Raw genomic sequence first — 14633 nt, forward strand, 5'->3', positions numbered from 1 at the left:
GATGCAAAAGCTCGACGCCATCACGCTTTCGGTCCTGCAGGCAGCCTTGCAGCAGGTCTGCGACGAGATGGATCTCACTTTCTCCCGCGCTGCCTTCTCGCCTGTCATCGCCGAGGCCAATGACCGCTCCGACGGCATCTACTCGGCCGTCGATGGTTCGTTGATCGCACAAGGCAGCCAGGGCCTGCCGGTGTTCGTCGGCGTCATGCAGTATTCGACCAAAACGGTGATCGAGATGATCGCCGACGGCCGCTGCCTGCCGCCGGAACCCGGCGACATCTACATCGTCAACGATCCCTATCTCGGCGGCACGCATCTGATGGACGTGCGCTTCGCCATGCCGGTCTACCGCGGCGGCAAGATATTTTGCTGGCTATCGAATACCGGCCACTGGCCCGATATCGGTGGCTCGGTGCCGGGCGGCTTCTCCGCCTCCGCCACAGCCGTCGAGCAGGAAGGCCTGCGGCTGCCGCCGGTCAAGCTGTTCAAGAAGGGCGTGCTCGACACCGAAATCTACGCCATCATCTGCTCCAACATCCGCGTCGCCGACCAGCGCATCGGCGATATAAGGGCGCAAGCCGCGGCACTGCTGATCGGCCAGGACAGGCTCAATGGAATCCTCGATCGTTACGGGGATGAAACCGTCGTCGGGGCGATCGCCGAACTGCGTCGCCGCGCCGCCGAGCAGATGCGCGCCAACATCTCCGCCATTCCCGACGGCACCTACAGCTCGAAGGCCTTTGTCGACTCGGACGGCGTGGTCAACGAGCCGCTGACCATCGCGCTCGCGGTGGAGAAGAAGGGCGATACGCTGACCTTCGATTTCACAGGTTCGTCAAAACCCTGTGCCGGGCCGATGAACAGCGTGCTGGCGACGACATTGTCGTCGGTCTATCTCGCCATGCGCCATATTTTCCCTGATGTGCCGATCAGCGCCGGCGCTTTCGAGCCGCTGATCGTCAAGCGGCCGGAAGGCACGTTCCTCGACGCCAAATACCCGCGCCCCGTCTCCGGCTGTGCGGCTGAAGTTTCGCAGCGCATCGCCGAGGCAGTGTTCGCCGCGATGGTGCAGGCGCTGCCGGAAAAGGTGACGGCGGCGCCCGCCGGCTCCAGCGGCAATTTCGCGCTGGGCGGCAACGATCCGGCGCGCGGCCGCGACTATGTGATGTACCAAATCTCCGGCGGCGGCTATGGCGGCAATTCAGGCCATGACGGCCTGACCAATGGCTGCTCGACCATCGGGATTTCGAAATCGCCGCCGGTCGAGATCATGGAGCAGGCATTTCCGGTTCTCTACCGCCACTATGCCTTGCGCGAAGGCTCGGGCGGCGCCGGCAAGCAGCGCGGCGGTTTTGGCCTCGCCTATGAGGTCGAGATATTGCGAGGCGAGGCGCGCGCGTCCTTCGTCATGGACCATGGCCGTTTCGGCCCGCAAGGCGCGCTCGGCGGCAAGGACGGCGCGGTGAACACGGTGACCGTGTTCCGCGGCGGCGAAGCCCACGTACCGCCGCATCTGTCCAAGGAACAGGACATCGCGCTCAAGGCCGGCGACCGCGTGCGCGTCGGCACGCCCGGGGGCGGCGGCTATGGCGATCCGCGTGAGCGCGACCCGAAACTGGTCGCCGAAGACATCAGGCTTGGTTACTACACCGATGAACAAGCCAAAGAGCTGTTCGGAACCTGACAGCCGACAGGCCCGAGCCGCGTCAGGTCTGCAGCTTGGCCTTCAGCGCATCGGCGAATTTTTGCGCGATCTTCTTGAAGCCGGCGGGATCGGGATGCAGTTCGTTGGCCCAGTCGGCCACCTTCAACGTTCCCTGCGTGTCGACCAGATGGAAATTGTTGTTGGGATCGTCGGCCAGGCGCTTCACCACATCGCGGAACGCCGCCAGCGCGTCGTGAACGATGACCGTGCCCTTGGCGACCGTCCAGTTGCAGAAATCGAGCGACGGTTTCAGCCACGGGCCGACACAGGACGGATGCGCTCCGTTCGGGATCGGAAAATCATAGCAATGGCCAAAGATCGGCACGCCTGGCGCGACGCGGTCGCGCAGCGCGAACAAATCGAGATAGCAGGCCTCGACCATGCCGAGCGCCTTGGTGAAGCGGTTCTTGTTCAGCCCGGGGGCGTGGCCGTCATTGAAGTCGAGGAAGATGCAGAACTGGTCGCCGGCAATGTCGTTGCCACCTGCCGAAAACAGGATGGCGTCTGGCTTGCCGTTCAGCCAGTTTGCCTTGTTGCGCAAGGCTGAAATCATCCGTTGCTGCTTGGGCAGCGACATCTCGTCGGTGGCCGCGTCGCCATGATGGGCAAGGTTGAGGATGGTCGGCGGCATCGAGCCGATGCGGCGCAGCTGCGCGATCACATCGGTGTCGACGAACGGAAATCCGTTCCCGGTCAGCGGATAGTCGAACCAGGAATCGCCCTGCGCCAGCATCACCAGCGGCCGGTTGGCGACGGCCGCCTCGAGATTGCCGGCGCTTTCCCTTGCGGTTTCGAGCCGCTCGATGTTGGCCTGGTGAACCTTGATGCGCTTGGCGATGTCGTCGTCTATGCGCCGCTGCGCGGCTTCCTGCACGAATTCCTGCTGGTCCATCCCCAGGTCCCTCCCACGACCGTCTACTTCCAGCTGAGCATGCGCCCATGTCCATGATCGGTCTGTAATTTAGATCACAGTAAGATTCCTGGGAAGGACGGCTTGCCGCGCCGTGATCGCCGCAGAGCATGTCGTTTCCGTCTCCGTGGGGCCTGCAAAACACCATAGACTTCTATCCTTGTTTTCGCGCAATTCCGGACGGGAAACCGCCAACACCTTCCCTGGAATTGCTTAGTCAACGGAGATCAGGAACATGCGTCTTTTCGGTCGTTTCGTGCTTGCCGCTTCCGCCGCCCTGCTGCTTGGGACCGGTGCTGCCTCTGCCGAGAAACTCAGGATCGGCACCGAGGGCGCCTATCCGCCCTTCAACTACGCCAATTCGGACGGCACGCTGGGCGGCTTCGACATCGACCTCGGCAAGGCACTGTGCGCCGAAATGAAGGCCGAGTGCGAATTCTCCGTGCAGGATTTCGATGGCTCGATCCCGGCGCTGCAGGCTGGCAAGTTCGACGCCATCATCAACATCACCATCACGCCGGAACGGGCCGAGAAGGTCGAGTTCACCCACAAATATTACCAGACGCCGCCGGCCATCGCCGTGCCGAAGGATTCGACCATCGCCGGCACATCGCCGGACGATCTGAAGGGCAAGGTGCTGGGCGTGCAGAGCGCAACCATCCACCAGAATTTCGCCGAGCAGAAATACTCCGGCTCGACCGTGAAAGCGTATCCGACCGGCGACGACGCCCGCACCGACATGGCCAATGGCCGGCTCGACGCGATGATGGACGGCTCGATCATCCTGACCGAATGGCTGAAGAAGCCCGATGGCGCCTGCTGCAAATTGCTCGGCACGCTGACCGCCGATCCGGCCATTCATGGACCCGGCGTCGGCATCGCCCTGCAAAAGGGCAACAAGGAACTGGCCGACAAGTTCAATGCCGCCATCGACGCCCTGCGTGCCAACGGCAAGTACAAGGAAATCAACGACAAATACTTCTCGTTCGACGTCTACGGAAGTTAACCCCTTCACCGCTCCTACCTCGGCAGCGCCATCAGGCGCTGCCGTTTTCATGAGATGACGGAGAAGTTTCTTGGTTGAGCGGCGCTCCCCTTTCTACACCAGCATCGTTGGCCTCGGCGCCACGATGGGCCGGGTCGGCGGCGACTTCGTCTCGGCCAAAACTTATTCCGGCATCGCCGACGAGCATCTGAACACGCGCAAGAATGTCGGCGTGCAGGATCTCAGCACCATGGGCAAGATGGACATCAAGGGGCCGGAAGCGGAGGCGCTGGTCAACCACGTTATCGTCAACGATGCGGCCGCGATGAGCCCCGGCCAGGTGCGCTATTCCACCGTCTGCCGCGACGATGGCGGCATCATGGACGACCTCACCGTGTTCCGGCTGGGATCGGAGCATTTCATGCTGGTGACCGGTTCGGTCAACCGGCTGAAGATGCTGCCCTGGCTGCAGCATCATGCTGAAGCGCGAAAGGCCTATGTCACCGACATCACGGCGGCCGTCGCCTTTCCGACGATACAGGGGCCGCGTTCACGCGAGCTGCTGAAAGCACTGGTTTCGGATGCCGATCTCGATGAGTTGAAACGCTGGGCGTTCACTTCAGGGCGCGTCGGCGAGACCAAAGTCCTGATCTCACGCACCGGGGTGACCGGCGAGCTCGGCTTCGAACTGTTCGTGCCGGCGGACGAGGCCACTTCCGTCTGGGACGCGCTGATGCGGACCGGTAGCGATTTCGGCCTGAAGCCATACGGCGTGCTGGCCATGTTCACGCTCGGGCTGGAAAAGGCCTATCCGGCGCATGGCATCGACATGGACGAGAGCCGTACGCCCTTCCATGTCGGGCTCGATCGCTGGATCAAGTTCGACAAGGGCGAGTTCATCGGCCGCGAGGCATTGCTCAAAATTCGCGACAAGGGGCTCGACGAACGCTGGACCGGGCTGATTCTCGACGGTGACAAGCCGGCCGCGACGGATGCCAGGGTTTTCGCCGACGGCGAGGATGCCGGCGTCGTCACCTACAGCGATCACGGCTATTCCTTAGGCAAAGTTCTGGCGACGGCGCATTTGCGGCTGCCGTTCACCGCCATCGGGACCGAACTCAGCATCGACATTGACGGCAAGCCGACCCGCGCGGTGGTGGCGCCGATGCCATTCTTCGATCCTGAAGGCGCTCGGCTGCGGGCCTAAATCAGGCTAACTTCGCTAGCAGCCGCATAAACGTGGCCGCTTCCTTGGCCGTCAGCGGCGCCAGTGTCTCCTGGGTGATGGCGCGGGCCAACGGGATCAGCCGTTCGATCGCCTCGCGTCCCTCTGGCGTGAGGTTGACCAGCAGCCGCCTCTTGTCGACCTCGTGCTTGGTCAGGTCTACCAGGCCTCGCGCCTTCAGCCGGTCGATGACGCCCTTGACCGTCGCCGCGTCCATGGCGATCAGCGTGCCCAACTGGTTCTGCGAGGTCTCGCCGACATCGTGCAGCTTGGCAAGTGCAGCAAATTGCGGCGGCGTCAGGTCGCTTATCTGGGCGGCAAAGATCGAGACATGGCGCTGATGCGCCTTCCGCAGGATGAAGCCGACCTGCTCCTGCAGGCGGTAATCATGTTCGTCGGGCTCTTCGGCCTCGACCAGTTTCAGAAGATTGTCACCGCCGCTCATCGCAGGCCATCCCAGGCCTTGATGTCGCCTGCAGCCAGGCCGCCCATGCGGTCGTGCACGCGCGGGCCGCAGCTCATGGCGAGGCAAAACAGGATTTCGTCGGCACGCGGCCCGTCGCTGAGGCCGACCTCCATGGCGTCGAAATGGCTGCGGACATAGGCAGCGTTGGTGTGGCCGAGCGGCACGTCGAGCCGCGAGCCGAACGCCCCGACCTTGGTTGCCGACGGCACGATCGCCTTGGCGTCGCCCAGCCGCTCGCGCATGGCATAACCGCCCGGCACATGCCAGAGCGCGCCGTGCTCCAGCTCCCCTGACGAACCGACGATGGTGCCCTTGCCGTAGGCGTCGATCTGCTTGATGTCGCCGCCCAATGCGGCAATGAGCTTGTCGGTGAGCAGCAGGCCAAGCGGCTTCAGATCGTCCATGGCGCTCTGCAGTTCTTCGACGTAGCGGCCGGCGAACGGGTTCTTCACCAGGGCCACGGCTGCAGCGCGGCGGCGCGGCGCAGCTGCGACCGGCCCGCCATCGTGAAAGATCTCTTCGGTAAGAACCGCGATCTTGCGGATCGGAAACTCAGGCATGGGCAACTTCCTTCCCTGGACTTTTGTTGGGCGCGGCAAGCGCCATGGAACCACTGATGCGGGCTTCCCCGCCTAGAAACAGCGCCGATGCGGCAATCAGGCCGCGCCGGCGAAAATCTTCGGCGACGGCAAGGCCATTGTCCAGCGCCCGCTCCACATCGCCACGCGCGAGCATGCCGACGGCTTGTGTCACCAGCCGTGCACCGAGATCGCTGTCGGGCACCAAGTCCTGCGCGGGAATGCGCTTGATGGCGGGATTGCCGGGCAGGTCGACGGCGTTGGCAATGAGTGTCGCGGCCGCATCGGCCTCGGCGCCGGTGCGCGCGAGCACGGTGACGGCGTCGGCAATGCCAAGCGAGAACGAACGGCCGCGCCAGCCGCTCGTGGCGACGCCGCGCACGCCGTCCGCCGAGCGAATGGTGAGACGGTCGGCCATGCCGTTGCCGGTGCCGGCGATCGCCAGGTTCATCGACTGGCCCTTGCCGATGTGGAGTGCGCTGTCGCCGCCATTGTTGACATAGGCGCGGTCGAGTCTGCGGCCTGCAAGCAATGCCGAGAGCATTTCGTCGGCTACCGATCCGGCGACGGCGGCCATCGGCGTGATGAAGCTTTCCGCCAAGGGCATGACGGCTGCTTCCATGCGGCGGGCCGTCGGACCGGCAAAGGTGCGTGGCGCCAGGAAAAATGCCGGGAGGCGCAGTTCCGGAAGCTCCTTGACCAACTCGACCAGGATCGTCTGGAAGCGCTCGATCGACTGGGCGTAGGCGGCACGACACTCATCCGCCTCGCCAAAGGCCTGGACGATCAGGTCGATCGGCCCGTGGTTGAGGTGCAGCCGCTTGCCGTCCTGCAGCCAGTGGACTTGCGGGCCTTGCATCACGCGGCCCCGTTCGAGCCGGCGCGGCGCAACTGCGCCAGCGGCGGCCATGGATTGTGGGCCTCGGCGCCTGAGCCGCGGCGCGGGTTGAGATATTCGCCGCCTTTGGCAACGATATCCTCGACGCTGCGTATCTCGGCCTCGTAGCCGCCCAGCCGGACATAGTCGTCGCGGCGTAGCGTGAATTCGATCGGCGCCACCAGCGCCGGCGTCGGCACATAGCCGAAGGCGCCTTCCGGCACGCGCATGACGTCGACCATCAGCGTGATGCCGCCGCCCGGCCAGACATAGACCGGCGCGCCGCCAACGGTAACATAGGTATTCAAGCCCTGCACCAAGCGGGTGAGATTGACCGGGTTTTCGGTGACGCCGGCGCGCAGCGAACCGCCGGCGCCGCCGATGAACAGCACGGTGCAGAGCGCCGGCTCGCAATTGTCCTCGATCAGGCCGACCGATTTCTGCAGCCGCTCGGGGAACGGTTTTTCCACCGGCTTCAACTCGTCGTCGAGCTCGTAATAGGCGAACTGCTCGCCGGTGGTCGACACCATCAGCAGCGACAGGCCGGGGCGGGCGCCCTTCTTGGCGTTCCATTCGCCGAGGATCGACAGCGGGTCGGAAATCGAGGTGCCGCCCCAGCCGAGGCCGGGCTCGGAAACCTTGAAATAGCGGCCCGGCGTCGAACGGCGGCCGATGATCTTGATGCCGGTATCCTGCCAGCCCAGCACCTTGCCGGCCTGATGCTCGGAGACGACGCCGGTGATATGGTCGTCGACCACCACCACCTCGTCGACTAGGCCGCGCCATTGCGTGGCGAACATGCCGATCGTGGCCGAGCCGCAGCCGACCCGCATACGGTGTTCCTGCTTGCCGTCGATGACAGGTGGTTTGCCGGCTTCGACGATGATGGTGGCGCCGCCATCGATGGTCAGTTCGACCGGCTTGCGATTGCACAGACTGAGCATCGCGTCACAGGTTGCCCGGCCTTCGGCCTTGGAGCCGCCGGTCAGATGATGCACGCCGCCCAGCGACAGCATCTGCGAGCCATACTCGCCTGTCGTGACGTGGCCGATCGGCTCGCCTTGCGCGCGCACGATTGCCGTTTCGGGACCGAGATGGCGGTCGGTGTCGATCTTCACCTTGACACCGCAGTACGAAAAAATGCCTTCGGTGACCACGGTCACCAGATCGACGCCCTCGACCTCCTGGCTGACGATGAAGGGGGCCGGCTTGTAGTCGGGATAGGTGGTGCCGGCGCCGATCGCAGTGACGAAGCGGCGGCCGGTGTTGACCAGTTCGCCGTCCCATTGCTCGCCCTCGGCGGTGAAGGGCACGACCGCGGCGCCACTCTCTGCCGCATGGTCGAGGATGGTCAGCGGGTCCATACGCACGATGCGGCCACCGACATTGCCGTAGCGGTCGCAGGCGCCGGTGCGGCCATCGGCGATGTAGCACATCACCGGACAGGCATCGCAGCGGATCTTTTCCGCCACCAGCTTTTCGCCCGGATCGTGGGTTTCGAAGCGTTCGGCAAGCTCGCTCATCGGCGTGCCTCCTTGTCGCGGATGCCATCTTTTTCGCGGATGGCGGCGCGGATGCGCGTCGGCGTCGCCGGAACCTTGGTGATGAGAACGCCGGTGGCGTGGCGTATGGCGTTGAGGATGGCGGGTGCGGTCGGGATCAGCACATGCTCGCCCAGGCCCTTGGCGCCGAACGGTCCCTCCGGATCGGGAACCTCGATCAATATGTGCTCGATCTCAGGCACATCGCCGATGGTCGGGATGAGATAGTCGTGCAAATTCTCGGTGCGACCGGGGATGTATTCCTCCATCAGCGCCATGCCGATGCCTTGCGCGATGCCGCCTTCGATCTGGCCTTCGACCAGCAGCGGGTTGATAGCCTTGCCGACATCGTGCGCGGCGGTGATTTTCAAGAGCTTCACCGTGCCGAGCTTGAGGTCGACCTCGAGTTCGGCGATCTGCGCGCCATAGCCGTAGACGGCGTAAGGCTTGCCCTGGCCCTTGGCATCGAGCGGCAGCGTCGGCGGATCGTAGGTCTCCTCGGCGCGGAAGACGTAGCCGTCCGCATCGACATCCAGGGCGGGGAGATCGATGCGCCGAGTGGCTTCGCCCTCACGAATGACGATCGCCGGGCCGTCCAATTGCAGGGCCGCGTTCTCCGAGACATTGGCAAAGCGCAGGATCTTTTCGCGCAAGGCGCGGCCGGCTTTTTCGGCAGCCTTGCCGGTGACAAAAGTCTGGCGCGAGGCCGATGTTTTGCCGGCGTCCGGGCTGATCGCGGTGTCGGCGCTTCTCAGCTTGAATTTTTCCAGCGGCAGGCCAAGTGCGTCGGCGCAGATCTGGGCAATGACGGTGTTGGAGCCCTGGCCGATATCGACGGCGCCCTGATGCAGGATGACCTCCCCCTCTGGCGAGATACCGACCCGGATGGTCGACGGATTGGGCAGCGAGGTGTTGCCGCAGCCATACCAGCAGGACGCGATGCCGACGCCGCGCTTTTTGCTCGTATTGGCATTGTTGAATGTATCTGCGTCGGCCTTCGCGCGAGCCCAATGCGGTCGCAAGGAGTCGAGGCACTGGAAAATGCCGACGCCCGACTCCAGTCGCTGTCCGGTAACCGTTTCGGATCCGTTCCGAAGGCAGTTCTTCAGCCGAAAATCGAGCCGGTCCATGCCAAGCTTGCCCGCAAGCTCATCGTAAAGCGTCTCCTGCATGATCGTCGCCTGCGGCACGCCGAAGCCACGGAAGGCGCCGGAAATCGGCCCGTGGGTGTGGATGGCGCGGCCTTCGGCGCGGTAGTTCGGCGTCGCATAGGGACCGGAGGCATGCACCGGCACGCGGTTGGCGACGGTCGGGCCCCAGCTGGCATAGGCGCCGGTGTTGAAATCGCCTGTGAAGACCATGCCGGTGACATGGCCCTCGGCATCTACGCCGATGGTCGCCTTCATCTCGGCGGGATGTCGCTTGGTGGTCGACATCATAGATTCGTTGCGGGTGTAGGCCAGTGCTGCCGGCCGGCCGGTCTTCAGCGCCACAAGGCCGATGAGCGGCTGCAGTGAAACGTCCAGTTTCGAGCCGAAGCCGCCGCCGGTCGCGGTCGGCACGATGCGCACCTTGTCGACGGCAAGACCGAGCACCTTCGCCGTTTCGTCGCGGTCCATGTAGGGGGCCTGGGTGCAGGCGACGACGACCAGCGTGTCGCCGTCCATGTAGGCATGGCCGGCTTCCGGCTCGATGTAGGCGTGCTCGACATAGGAGGTGTCGATGGCACCGGACACTGTGAAGGCAGCCTCGCCAAGCGCCGCCTCGGGGTCGCCGCGCTCTACGAAGCCCTTGGTCAACAAATTGGCCGGGCGGTTCGCGTGGATGAGCGCCGCCCCTTCTGCCTGCGCGTCGCCGGGCTGCAGAAAATGCGGCAGCTCGGTCCAGCGGACCGGGAAATCCTGGAGGTCGAGATCGAGCATGGCCTCGCGCTCGCCGGCGACCAGCGCCACTGCCTCGCCGCGCAGCCGCGCAAAGCCTTCGGCCAGCGCCGGCTGGTCGGCAAACGGACCGATGACGCCGAAACAGTTTTTTCCCGGAATGTCGGCGGCGGTGAAGACGCCGGCGATGCCGGGATGCGACTTCACCCAGCCCTCCAGGTCGCCGAAGGCGAAGCCGGCATGATAATGCGGCGAGCGGACCACCAGCACGGCCAGCGCATCGGCGGGAAAGGCATCGGCGCCGAATTTTTCAGCGCCGGTGACTTTTGGCACGCCGTCGAGCCGGACCGGGGAGGCGCCTACAGCATTCCCTGTGGTTGGCATTCTACGTTCAAAGTTGAATTCCAACGAATGACGTTGGCGCTGCCCCTCACCCTTACCCTCTTCCCGTGAAGAACGGGGAGAGGGGAGCGTCGGCGCTGGAGCACTTCCCTTCTCCCCGTCACTATACGGGGTGAAGGTGCCGGCAGGCGGATGAGGGGCAGCGCCGTCGGTCGACGTCTCGAACCGTCCCGCATCCATCACTGCCGCAATGATCTTTCTGTACCCGGTGCAACGGCACAGGATGCCACCCAGCGCATCCTGCACCTCGGTCTCGGTCGGATTCGGCGTGCCATCCACCAGCGCCGTTGCCGCGACCAGCAGCGCCGGCGTGCAGATGCCGCATTGCGCGGCGCCATGTGCCAGGAAGGACGCCTGCAGAGCCGAGAGCCGGCCATTGGCGAGGCCTTCGACGGTCGTTACGGACGTCCCGGCTGCGGAGGCCGCCGGCATCAGGCAGGCGCAGACGGCGTCGCCGTCGACCAGCACCGTGCAGGCGCCGCAATCGCCGGCATCGCAGCCAACCTTGGTGCCCGTCAGCTGCAATTCGTCGCGCAAAACCTGCGACAGACGGCGCAGCGGCGGCACATTGACCGAGACGGCGGCGCCATTGACGGCGAAGGCGATCTCGGCGCGATCGAGGCCGACGCCCGGCACGAGGTCGGGCAGGGCTTCAATCATCTCGGAGTGGCTCATGCCGCCACCATGCTGTTGTCGTTCGTCAGTCCGCAAGCCCTCAGCACGGCGCGGGCGACAAGCTCGCGCGCTGCGTCGAGCCGGTATTCGGCGCTGCCGCGCACGTCGGCGATCGGCGAGAGCTCGGTCATCGGCGCGGCCAAGATCGCACCGGCGAGTGCCGGGCGGACAGGCTTGCCCACCAGCACGGCTTCGACAGCGGCGAGCCGCTTGGCCACGGCCGAGCAGGACCCGACCGCGACAGCGGCTTCCATGACGATGCCAGCCTCGGCAACGAGGCGCGCCGCCACCATGGCGATGGAGATGACGAGGTAGCGCCGCGCACCGAGCTTGACGAAGGCCGACGTGCCGGCGGCCCTGGGCTTCGGCACCCGGATGGCGGTGACCAGCTCGCCCGGTAGCAGCGCGGTGCGGCGGTTGCCGAGAATGAACTCCTGCAGCGGCAGATTACGCGTCGCGGCTGCAGAGCGCAGCTCGACCTCGGCGTCCAGCACCAGCAGTCCCGGAACGCCATCGGCGGCAGGCGAAGCATTGCAGAGATTGCCGGCGATCGAGGCGACATTCTGGATCTGCAGGGAGCCCACTTCGCGCGCGGCCTGCTTCAGCGCATCGAAAGCCGCCGGCAATGGATGGCGGACAAGGTCGGTCCAGGTGGTGCGGGCGCCCAAAACCCAATGGGTTTCGGTCTCGGCAATGCCGCGCAGCGAGTGCAGGCCGTTAATATCGAGAACATTCTCGCGGAACGGTTTGGCGCCCTGCGCTGGATAGAAATCGGTGCCGCCGGCAAGCACGCGCCAGGCGCCCTCGCCCAGCAGAGCGAGCGCCTCGTCGAGCGTGGTGGGTTTCGCGTAACGGATCACGCTTTGCCTTCCAAAAAAATCGGCCTTCCCATTGGGGCCTTCAAAGGTGGGGACTTCCCGAACCCGCCAGTGTCTGATCAGGCCAAATTCATTCGTATGCAAATGATATCAAGCTGGCGGAAATTGTCAAAGCCGGAGTTTAAGGGAACCCGGCCGCCAAGCATTTCTTACGCTTGCAGAGGTTGACGCAGGCGGCCATCCGGTCAAGTTTCAGCATCCGGTCGCATCAGCGGCGTATTTCACTCGATCCCCCGTTCGAGACGTAGAAGAGGAGAGGCGCCATGGCCGACGAAGCGCTTGTTGTCATCGACCTGCAAAACGACTTCTGCCCCGGCGGCGCACTGGCGGTTGCCGGCGGCGACGAAATCGTGCCGCTGGTCAACGATCTGATTCGGCATGCCGAGCATGTCGTGCTGACGCAGGACTGGCACCCGGCCGGACATTCGAGCTTTGCCTCCAGCCATCCGAGGGCGCAGCCCTTTAGCGCGATCGAGATGCCCTATGGGCCGCAGACGCTGTGGCCGGACCATTGCATCCAGGGCAGCCTCGGCTCGGATTTTCACTCGGGGCTCGCCTGGACCAAGGCCGAGCTGGTGATCCGCAAGGGATTTCGCCCTGATATCGACAGCTACTCCGCCTTCTTCGAGAACGACCACAAGACGCCGACGGGGCTCGCCGGCTACCTCAAGGAGCGCAGCATCGACAGTGTGACCCTGGTTGGCCTGGCGACCGACTTCTGCGTTGCCTTCTCGGCCCTCGACGCGGTCAAGCAAGGCTTCAAGACGACGGTGCGGCTCGACGCGTGCCGCGGCATCGATCTAAACGGTTCGGTCGAGGCGATGCTGAAGAGGATGCGCGATGCCGGGGTGAAGCTCGAAGACCCGATCTCGGAGTGACTGGATCGTGACGCATCGAGGGGGCTGCACACAGTTGGGGAAGGCTTTCGCGGCAGGTGTACTCGCTTCCGCTGTGTCTCCGCAAATGGCCTTCGCGGCCGAGGCCCGCGGCCTGCCCGATGCTGCCATGTCGCTGTGGTGGGCGCTGCCTTTCGCCGGCCTGCTGCTCTCGATCGCCACCGGACCGCTGCTGTTCCACCATGTCTGGGAGCATCATTACGGCAAGATCGCCGCCGGCTGGGCAGCGCTGGCGATCATCCCCCTGATGGTTGCATTCGGCGTTCCGGTAGCCGGCGAAGCCGTGCTGCACACGCTGCTCACCGAATACATGTCGTTCATTATCCTGCTGTTCGCGCTCTACACCATTTCGGGCGGCATCCTTGTGGCCGGCAACATCCATGGCACGCCGCTGGTCAATGCCGGGCTGCTGCTCGTCGGGGCAATGCTGGCCTCGGTGATCGGCACCACCGGCGCCTCGATGATCCTGATCCGGCCGATGCTGCGCGCCAACGACAACCGGCAGTTCAACGCCCATGTCGTCATCTTCTTCATCTTCCTGGTGTCCAACATCGGCGGCTCGCTGACGCCCTTGGGCGACCCGCCATTGTTCGTCGGCTTCCTGCGCGGCGTCGACTTCTTCTGGACGACGGCGAACCTCTGGCGCGAGACGCTGTTTACCGGCGGCCTGGTGCTGCTTGTCTTCCTGGCCATCGACATCATGCTGCATCGCCGTGAAGGCGGCGCGCCGAAGATCAAGGATCCGACGCCGGATACAAAGGTGCGCCTTCGCGGCTTGGCCAATCTGCCGCTGCTGGCTGGCGTCATCGCCGCCATCCTGCTGTCGGCAGCGTGGAAGCCGGGCGTGACTTTCTCCATCCTCGGCGTCAGCCTCGAACTGCAGAACCTGGTGCGCGATGCCATCATCCTGGGGCTCGCCGGACTGTCGCTTGTCGTGTCACTCAAGAGCCATCGCGAGGCCAACGGCTTCACCTGGGGCCCGATCGCGGAGGTGGCGAAACTGTTTGCTGGCATCTTCATCTGCATCGTGCCGGTCATTGCCATCCTTCGCGCCGGCCATGACGGCGCGCTGGCGCCGCTGGTCGCGCTGGTGACGTCACCCACCGGGCAGCCCAATGATCTCGCCTATTTCTGGCTGACCGGCGGGCTGTCGTCCTTCCTCGACAATGCGCCGACCTATCTGGTGTTTTTCGAACTCGCAGGCGGCGACGCGCGGCACCTGATGACGGAGGCGGCCTCGACGCTGGCCGCGATCTCGGCCGGCGCGGTGTTCATGGGCGCCAACACCTATATCGGCAATGCACCCAACTTTATGGTCTACGCCATAGCCCGGCATCGCGGCGTGAAAATGCCGGGTTTCTTCGGCTACATGGCGTGGTCGGGCCTGGTGCTGATGCCGATCTTTGTGATTGCGGGTTTTTTGTTCTTTGCGTGATGCAAAGGGTGCTAGGCCCTTACCTCCCCCTTGTGGGGAGGTCGGACCGAAGGTCCGGGTGGGGGTCGGCGCCGCCCCCCCCCGGGGGGGGGGGCGGCCCCAGGCGGGGGGGGGCCCCCGGGGGCGCCCGCGCGGGGGGCCCCCCCCACGGGGGGGGGGGGGGCGGTGTAAACAAAGGCG

The 14633-nt window shown here is 64.8% G+C and carries 12 protein-coding genes; 5 read left to right on the forward strand and 7 right to left on the reverse strand.

All coding sequences use genetic code 11. The features are described from left to right. The first annotated feature begins 1 nt into the window (after position 1). Positions 2–1684 carry a hydantoinase B/oxoprolinase family protein gene (locus NKJ58_RS26475; RefSeq protein ID WP_352519714.1) on the forward strand — a complete coding sequence of 561 codons (1683 nt, stop codon included), beginning with the start codon at positions 2–4 and terminating at the stop codon, positions 1682–1684. Between the two features lie 22 nt (positions 1685–1706). Here NKJ58_RS26475 and NKJ58_RS26480 read toward each other — a convergent pair whose 3' ends face one another. Further along, a complete protein-coding gene (locus NKJ58_RS26480) occupies positions 1707–2597 on the reverse strand; it encodes an SGNH/GDSL hydrolase family protein (RefSeq protein WP_352519715.1) in 891 nt (296 codons plus the stop codon). A gap of 253 nt (positions 2598–2850) precedes the next feature. Here NKJ58_RS26480 and NKJ58_RS26485 point away from each other — a divergent pair, with 253 nt between their 5' ends. Beyond that, positions 2851–3621, forward strand: a complete 771-nt coding sequence (locus NKJ58_RS26485; protein ID WP_023755444.1) for an ABC transporter substrate-binding protein — start codon at positions 2851–2853, stop codon at positions 3619–3621. Positions 3622–3691: 70 nt separating this feature from the next. Beyond that, positions 3692–4807 carry an aminomethyl transferase family protein gene (locus NKJ58_RS26490; protein WP_352519716.1) on the forward strand — a complete coding sequence of 372 codons (1116 nt, stop codon included), beginning with the start codon at positions 3692–3694 and terminating at the stop codon, positions 4805–4807. A 1-nt stretch (position 4808) separates the two neighbouring features. Here NKJ58_RS26490 and NKJ58_RS26495 read toward each other — a convergent pair whose 3' ends face one another. From NKJ58_RS26495 to NKJ58_RS26520, 6 genes are read right to left on the reverse strand one after another with little or no spacing between them, the layout of a single operon-like run. After that, positions 4809–5270 (reverse strand): MarR family winged helix-turn-helix transcriptional regulator, encoded by a 462-nt coding sequence (locus NKJ58_RS26495; RefSeq protein ID WP_023671294.1) that lies wholly within the window; start codon positions 5268–5270, stop codon positions 4809–4811. Then, on the reverse strand, positions 5267–5851 hold the full coding sequence (locus NKJ58_RS26500) for an amino acid synthesis family protein (RefSeq protein ID WP_352519717.1): 585 nt from the start codon (positions 5849–5851) through the stop codon (positions 5267–5269). The genes NKJ58_RS26495 and NKJ58_RS26500 overlap by 4 nt, the downstream gene beginning before the upstream one ends. Further along, positions 5844–6728 (reverse strand): UPF0280 family protein, encoded by an 885-nt coding sequence (locus tag NKJ58_RS26505; RefSeq protein ID WP_352519725.1) that lies wholly within the window; start codon positions 6726–6728, stop codon positions 5844–5846. Before NKJ58_RS26505 ends, NKJ58_RS26500 begins: the two co-directional genes overlap by 8 nt. Then, complete coding sequence (locus NKJ58_RS26510; protein ID WP_352854161.1) at positions 6728–8269, reverse strand: 6-hydroxynicotinate reductase; 1542 nt, start codon at positions 8267–8269, stop codon at positions 6728–6730. The genes NKJ58_RS26505 and NKJ58_RS26510 overlap by 1 nt, the downstream gene beginning before the upstream one ends. Next, complete coding sequence (locus NKJ58_RS26515) at positions 8266–11229, reverse strand: molybdopterin-dependent oxidoreductase (protein WP_502902341.1); 2964 nt, start codon at positions 11227–11229, stop codon at positions 8266–8268. The genes NKJ58_RS26510 and NKJ58_RS26515 overlap by 4 nt, the downstream gene beginning before the upstream one ends. Before the next feature lie 11 nt (positions 11230–11240). Continuing rightward, entirely contained in the window at positions 11241–12104 is an 864-nt protein-coding gene (locus tag NKJ58_RS26520) for an FAD binding domain-containing protein (protein ID WP_352519720.1), read from the reverse strand. A 281-nt stretch (positions 12105–12385) separates the two neighbouring features. On the opposite strand from NKJ58_RS26520, the gene pncA reads away from it, so the two are divergent. Beyond that, complete coding sequence (gene pncA, locus NKJ58_RS26525) at positions 12386–13000, forward strand: bifunctional nicotinamidase/pyrazinamidase (RefSeq protein ID WP_352519721.1); 615 nt, start codon at positions 12386–12388, stop codon at positions 12998–13000. Positions 13001–13085: 85 nt separating this feature from the next. Next, positions 13086–14453, forward strand: a complete 1368-nt coding sequence (locus NKJ58_RS26530; protein ID WP_352519722.1) for a sodium:proton antiporter — start codon at positions 13086–13088, stop codon at positions 14451–14453. Positions 14454–14633 lie beyond the last annotated feature (180 nt).

It is taken from the genome of Mesorhizobium sp. M0139, assembly GCF_040322455.1.
Lineage (GTDB): Bacteria > Pseudomonadota > Alphaproteobacteria > Rhizobiales > Rhizobiaceae > Mesorhizobium.